General features: G+C 51.2%; 4 protein-coding genes. 2 read left to right on the top strand and 2 right to left on the bottom strand.

Annotated features, from left to right (window positions below; all coding sequences use genetic code 11):
* Window positions 1–158 precede the first annotated feature (158 nt).
* Together ABUL11_RS10950 and lolD are read left to right on the top strand one after the other, a co-directional pair.
* The gene (locus tag ABUL11_RS10950) at window positions 159–1,406 is read left to right on the top strand and encodes a lipoprotein-releasing ABC transporter permease subunit (protein ID WP_350283886.1); all 1,248 of its coding nucleotides are present in this window, start codon (window positions 159–161) and stop codon (window positions 1,404–1,406) included.
* On the top strand, window positions 1,399–2,073 hold the full coding sequence (gene lolD, locus ABUL11_RS10945; protein WP_350283885.1) for a lipoprotein-releasing ABC transporter ATP-binding protein LolD: 675 nt from the start codon (window positions 1,399–1,401) through the stop codon (window positions 2,071–2,073). Before ABUL11_RS10950 ends, lolD begins: the two co-directional genes overlap by 8 nt.
* Before the next feature lie 16 nt (window positions 2,074–2,089).
* On the opposite strand, the gene ABUL11_RS10940 is transcribed toward lolD, so the two are convergent.
* Entirely contained in the window at window positions 2,090–3,412 is a 1,323-nt protein-coding gene (locus ABUL11_RS10940; RefSeq protein WP_350283884.1) for a replication-associated recombination protein A, read from the bottom strand.
* Window positions 3,405–4,025, bottom strand: coding sequence for an outer membrane lipoprotein periplasmic chaperone LolA (lolA, locus tag ABUL11_RS10935; RefSeq protein ID WP_350283883.1), 621 nt, complete (start codon window positions 4,023–4,025; stop codon window positions 3,405–3,407). The genes ABUL11_RS10940 and lolA overlap by 8 nt, the downstream gene beginning before the upstream one ends.
* Between the last annotated feature and the right edge of the window lie 39 nt (window positions 4,026–4,064).

The following is a 4,064-nucleotide window of genomic DNA, read 5'->3' as shown; positions in this document are numbered from 1 at the left end:
ACTACTTCACCAACTCCGGCTATGAATCTAACTAAACGAGAAATGCTCTAGATAACGTCAGATATGTATCAGGCATATCTGTCCCGATCAATGACACAAACCAGCCCGGAAGATGTGGCATACTCCATCCTTTGCTCTGTTCCGGGGAGACGTTTTTCGTGGCCAGCTATGAGTTCCTGATCGGATTGCGCTACACGCGCGCCAAGCGTCGCAATCATTTTATTTCCTTCATTTCGCTGATTTCACTGTTGGGGATGACGCTGGGTATGACGGCGCTGATCACAGTCATGTCAGTCATGAATGGTTTTAATAAAGAAGTGCGTGCGCGTATTCTCGGTGTGGCTTCACATGCGCAAATCAGCAGTTATCAGGGGAGCTTGTACGATTGGGAGCAGGTCGGAGAAACAGTTATCCAGAACCCCCAGATTGCGGCTGCCGCTCCTTATATCGATGCTCAAGGGATGCTTTCACACGACAATATGGTGCGCGGAGTGATTGTACGGGGTATTCTGCCGGCAGATGAAAATAAGGTAGCTGATTTTGCCGATAAAATGCTGGAGGGAAGCCTGGATCAACTCATGCCGGGAGAATTCGGTATCATCATTGGGCGGGAATTGGCCCGCAGTCTGAATGCATTTCCAGGCAACAAAATCGTGCTGATTTCCCCGCAGGGACAGATTACACCGGCCGGAATACTGCCCCGTCTGAAGCAATTTACGGTCACGGGTATTTTTGATGTCGGGCACTTTGAATACGATTCCGGGCTGGCGTTAATCCATCTGGCAGATGCACAAAAACTTTACCGCATGGAACCCAATCAGGTTTCCGGCATCCGGCTCAAATTGCACAATATGTTCGAAGCACCGCAGGTAATCCAAGATCTGGCCAGGGTATTGCCTGCCGATCTATATTTCACCGACTGGACACAACAACACGCTAATTATTTTCGAGCCATCCAGATCGAGAAACGCATGCTTTCGCTGATTCTTGCACTGATCATCGCGGTTGCGGCATTCAACATCGTTTCTACACTGGTGATGGCAGTGACCGATAAACAGTCGGATATCGCGATCTTACGCACGCTGGGGGCAAGTTCCGGCAGCATCATGAAAATTTTTATCATACAGGGAGCATTGATCGGCATTCTGGGGACGCTGCTGGGGTTGCTGGGGGGTGTGCTGCTGGCTTATAACGTTGGTGATGTCATTGCATTCATTGAGCATGTGCTCAATACTCAGTTTTTGTCGCAGGAGGTTTACTACATCAGCAAGATTCCTTCCGATCCGCAATTGACCGATATTGTGACGGTTGCAGTCGTGTCTCTGATTCTGACATTGCTGGCCACACTTTACCCCAGCTACCGTGCATCGAAGGTCAATCCGGCCGAGGCATTACGTTATGAGTAAAATTATTATTGCCTGCCGGGATCTGTATAAAAGTTATTTTCAGGGCCGTCTCGAAGTTCCGGTATTGCATGGTATCGATCTGAAAGTGAATGAAGGTGAAATGGTCGCGATTGTCGGTGCTTCCGGCTCGGGCAAGAGTACATTGCTGCATGTACTGGGGGGGCTGGATAAGCCAACGCGCGGGGAAGTTACACTACTGGACAGGGAATTATCTACTATCAGTGAAACGGAACGCGGCTCATTGCGCAATCATGCCCTTGGTTTCGTCTACCAGTTTCATCATCTGTTGCCTGAATTTAGTGCCCAGGAAAATGTTGCTATGCCGCTGTTCATTCGCCGTATGAATAAAAAAACAGCAATGGAACAGGCAGCAGGCATGCTGCAACGGGTGGGTCTGGGGCACCGGCTTACGCATACTCCCGGTGAGTTATCCGGGGGTGAACGCCAGCGGGCGGCGGTTGCACGTGCACTGGTGACCCGGCCAGCCTGTGTATTGGCTGACGAGCCGACCGGTAATCTGGATCGGCATACTGCCGAAGCGGTATTCGATCTCATGCTGGAACTCAATCACGAGGCCAATGCGGGGCTGGTAATCGTTACCCACGATACTCAATTGGCCAGCCGTGCCGATCGGATATTACATCTGGTGGATGGTTCGCTGACGTGAAACCTCGAAACGGATTTTACGGAAGATCCGTTTTCTTCCTCGCTTTTTCGTCCAGTGTGCGCAGGTAGGTGAGCTTTTCACCAATCCTGATTTCCAGGCCGTGAGCAGTTGGCCGGTAGAACTGGATGTCTGGCATATCATCAGGAAAGTAATTTTCCCCGGCAGCATAGGATTCCGGTTCGTCATGCGCGTAACGATAAGCGGTACCGTGCCCCATTTCACGCATCAGTCTGGTGGGTGCATTGCGCAGATGAATAGGGACAGGACGGGAAATATCTTCCTTTATGAAGGCTCGTGCTTGTTTATAGGCAACATAGGCAGCATTGCTTTTCGGTGCACAGGCCAGATAAAGCGTGGCCTGAGCTAATGCCAGTTCGCCTTCAGGGCTGCCCAGCCGTTCAAAAACCTCACAGGCATTCAGCGCGAGAGTCAGTGCACGTGGATCGGCCAACCCGATATCCTCAGTAGCGGTACGAACCAGTCTTCTGCCAATGTAACGAGGGTCGGCGCCGCCATCGAGCATGCGGCACAGCCAGTAAAGGGCGGCATCGGGAGAAGAGCCGCGAATGGATTTGTGCAGGGCTGAAATCTGGTCATAAAAGGCATCGCCGCTTTTGTCGAACTGGCGCACATTACGTGCCAGTACTCTGCTCAAATAATCGGCATCGATCTTTATGATTTCTTCGGTTCCGGCAGCATTCTGTACCTGTTCCAGTAAATTCAGCAGGCGACGTGCATCTCCATCTGCAAATCCGGTCAGTAATTCAATGGCAGTATTTTCAAACTGCAAATCCGGCATCGCAATGCTGCGGGCACGCTCGAACAACTGATGCAGCTCCTGATCAGTCAGGGCTTTCAGTGCATATACCTGGGCGCGGGACAGCAGTGCACCGTTGACTTCAAATGAAGGATTTTCGGTAGTGGCGCCAATAAAGGTGATCAATCCCTGTTCCACATGAGGCAGAAAGGCATCCTGTTGCGCCTTGTTAAAACGGTGGACTTCATCTACGAACAACAGTGTCGCTCTGCTTGTGTGCTGCAGCGTAATCTGGGCACGCTCGATCGCTTCCCGGATATCCTTCACGCCTGACAGTACGGCGGAAATAGCGATGAATTCGGCATCGAATGCATGTGCCATAAGCCGCGCCAGTGTGGTCTTGCCACTGCCCGGTGGCCCCCAGAGGATCATGGAATAGGGTTTGCCGGACTCAAAAGCCAGCCGTAAAGGCTTGCCCGGGCCTAGCAGGTGAGATTGGCCGATGACATCGTCCAGTGTCCGTGGGCGCAGACGTTCTGCCAGCGGAGCAGCCGGATTCCGGGTCGTATGAGAATCAGTCACGAATCACATCCACTCCTTCCGGTGGCGTAAACTGGAACAGATCAGGTGTGAGTGATGGATTCTGCTCTATTTCGGAAAAAATCAGCCAGGTTACCTGATCGAAGCTGTCGCGCAAAACCATCTCACGTAAAATGCCCGTTTTTGAAAATCCCAACCGGATCAGCTCAAACGAGTTTTCCTGGTTTTTGGGAATCGCTTCCAACCATTCTGTTTCTCCCTGTACGTCAATTTCCTGCAGATTGAAATCGCGTTCGATGGTATTGCCACCTGCAAGCAGCGCTGCCGGCGTGCTGCCCAAAGCTTGATCGAGCCGATGTACCGTGACCTGGGCAAGATCCTGGTCGTAAAACCATATCTGTTTACCATCGCCAACGATCAGCTGCTGATAGGGCTGATCGTATATCCAGCGGAATTTGCCAGGGCGTTCGAACATCATGCTGCCACTGGCTTTCTTGACGACTTGGAAGTTTTTATCCAGTAACGTCTGGGAGAAATTAGCCTGAAAAGTCAGTGCCTTATTGACAAAGGTTTTAAGATTTTCAACGGCACTCGCCTTGACCGGTACGGGTAACAGGCAGACTGACAATGCGAAAACGAACAGTAAACGGGTCATGATGAATTATCTGATTGAATTGGTTGATCGGGTAAAAGC

It is taken from the genome of Nitrosomonas sp. (assembly GCF_040256045.1).
Lineage (GTDB): Bacteria > Pseudomonadota > Gammaproteobacteria > Burkholderiales > Nitrosomonadaceae > Nitrosomonas.
The sequence above is the reverse complement of the archived record's forward strand: the minus strand, read 5'-3'. Positions and strand labels throughout refer to the sequence as shown.

Coding starts and splice junctions, on each gene's coding strand:
- lolD (WP_350283885.1), top strand. CDS start 1,399: ATGAGTAAAATTATTATTGCCTGCCGGGATCTGTATAAAAGTTATTTT.
- lolA (WP_350283883.1), bottom strand. CDS start 4,025: ATGACCCGTTTACTGTTCGTTTTCGCATTGTCAGTCTGCCTGTTACCC.